Origin of the sequence: Coprococcus sp. RTP21204st1_G4_RTP21204_210225 (assembly GCF_040915385.1) — a bacterium.
In the GTDB taxonomy this organism is placed as follows: Bacteria; Bacillota; Clostridia; order Lachnospirales; family Lachnospiraceae; genus Allocoprococcus; species Allocoprococcus comes.
This window is the reverse complement of sequence record NZ_JBCPDP010000050.1, coordinates 1-2091: the sequence shown is the minus strand read 5'-3', so window position 1 is coordinate 2091 and position 2091 is coordinate 1. Positions and strand designations below refer to the sequence as shown.

General features: G+C 43.8%; 3 protein-coding genes and 1 pseudogene. All 4 read left to right on the top strand.

What is annotated here, in order from left to right:
- The first annotated feature begins 243 nt into the window (after window positions 1-243).
- A complete protein-coding gene (gene mobT / locus AB5213_RS16965; RefSeq protein ID WP_368277013.1) occupies window positions 244-1449 on the top strand; it encodes a MobT family relaxase in 1206 nt (401 codons plus the stop codon).
- 3 nt (window positions 1450-1452) lie between these two features.
- The gene (locus AB5213_RS16960) at window positions 1453-1587 is read left to right on the top strand and encodes a DUF3789 domain-containing protein (RefSeq protein WP_081018984.1); all 135 of its coding nucleotides are present in this window, start codon (window positions 1453-1455) and stop codon (window positions 1585-1587) included.
- Entirely contained in the window at window positions 1584-1805 is a 222-nt protein-coding gene (locus AB5213_RS16955; protein ID WP_004844214.1) for a hypothetical protein, read from the top strand. The genes AB5213_RS16960 and AB5213_RS16955 overlap by 4 nt, the downstream gene beginning before the upstream one ends.
- A 5-nt stretch (window positions 1806-1810) precedes the next feature.
- A pseudogene (locus AB5213_RS16950) lies at window positions 1811-2091 on the top strand (conjugal transfer protein); the annotation flags it as partial.

Below are 2091 nucleotides of genomic sequence, written 5' to 3'. Positions count from 1 at the left end.
ACACATAAGGCAGGACGGACAGGTGGCGTGCGAAGCGAAAGCCACAGGTACGGACTAGCCTTGCTGGTGTGGCGGTAGCCACGCCAGCATATATCAAGCCCCTCGGTATCTAACAGAGGGGCACAAATCACAAGGAAACATACACAAAAGTTACCAATTCTTGGCTAAAATTAAGCGTTTGGTAGCTTTTTTTATTGCTGTGACATCAGATGAAAAATGTCACATTTTTTTCGTAAAGGGGGTATCGAACTGAATGATACAGAGTGGATACAGGATTTTGCAGACAAACGTTTGCAGTACGGTGTATCCCAGACGAAACTTGCGGTCATGGCTGGAATCAGCCGTGAACATTTAAGCCGTATCGAATCCGGCAAGGTGGCGGTCACAGAAGAAATGAAAGTAAAACTTATGGAAGCTCTGGAAAAATTCAATCCAGAAGCACCGCTTACCATGCTGTTTGATTATGTGAGGATACGGTTTCCGACACTGGATATTGGACATATCATCAAAGATATTTTACAGCTCAATATTCAGTACATGATACATGAGGACTTCGGGCATTACAGTTACACGGAACACTACTACATCGGAGATATTTTCGTATACACTTCCCCCGATGAAGAAAAAGGTGTCCTGCTGGAACTGAAAGGAAAAGGCTGTCGCCAGTTTGAAAGTTATCTGCTGGCACAGGAACGGAGCTGGTATGACTTCCTTATGGACGCTCTGGTGGACGGCGGTGTGATGAAACGCCTTGACCTTGCCATCAATGACCATACGGGAATGTTAGATATTCCAGAACTGACCGAAAAATGCCGGAATGAGGAATGTGTATCCGTGTTCCGTTCCTTTAAGTCCTATGCTTCCGGCGAACTAGTCAAGCATGAGGAACAGGACAAGGCTGGTATGGGCTATACGCTTTATATCGGCTCATTGAAAAGTGAGGTGTACTTCTGTGTCTATGAAAAGAGCTATGAGCAGTACATCAAACTTGGGATTCCCATTGAGGAAGCACCGATAAAAAACAGATTTGAAATACGGTTGAAAAATGAACGTGCTTATTATGCTGTCCGTGACCTGCTGACTTACTATGACGCTGAACGGACGGCATTTTCTATTATCAACCGTTATGTACGCTTCGTGGATAAGGAAGCAGACAAAAAACGGAGTGACTGGAAATTATCTGTCCGCTGGGCGTGGTTCATCGGGGAAAACAGAGAGCCGTTAAAGCTCACGACCAAACCCGAACCCTACACACTGGACAGAACCCTACGCTGGATTCAACGGCAGGTTGACCCGACACTCAAAATGCTGGAAACAATCACAGCAAAAACAGGTGTTGATTATCTGAAAGAAATCCGTAAATCCACGAAACTGACGGAAAAACATTACAAGATAATCGAACAACAGACCACATCTACCGAAGATGTGATTTTAGAAAAGGAGAATTGAAAAATGCAACGATTATTATTTGATTTCCTATTCTTCTCTTTCGGGGGAACAGTTGGCGTGATTGCCATGTGTATTTTACAGGCTGGCAGACAGTCTGACCGAAAAATGATGGAACTGAAAGGAGAAAAGAAAGCATGAATTTTGGACAGAACCTTTATAACTGGTTTTTAAGCAACGCACAGAGCCTTGTACTGATGGCGATTGTTGTTATCGGTATCTACTTGGGATTCAAGCGTGAGTTTTCCAAACTTATCGGATTCTTGGTAGTTGCCTTAGTAGCCGTTGGTCTTGTATTCAATGCGTCCGGCGTAAAAGACGTATTGTTACAGTTATTCAATAAGATTATTGGAGCGTAAAGCCTATGGAAGAATGTAGCGTATTGATTGAAACGACTAAATCAGCAGAGGATAAAACCTCTCGCTGGTTTGATTTACCCATTGATTATGAGCTGTTCCGTGACCTGCTCGGCGTGGAAGCTGACAGCAATGATTATCAAATCATTGATATGAAGCTCCCCTTTGCTGGCGACATTGTAAGGACAACATCTGTCAGACGATTAAACAAGCTGTACTTTGCTTACACGGATTTATCGCCAGAGGTTCAGCAGGCTTATAAAGAGTTGATTCCCTACTGTGGCGGTGT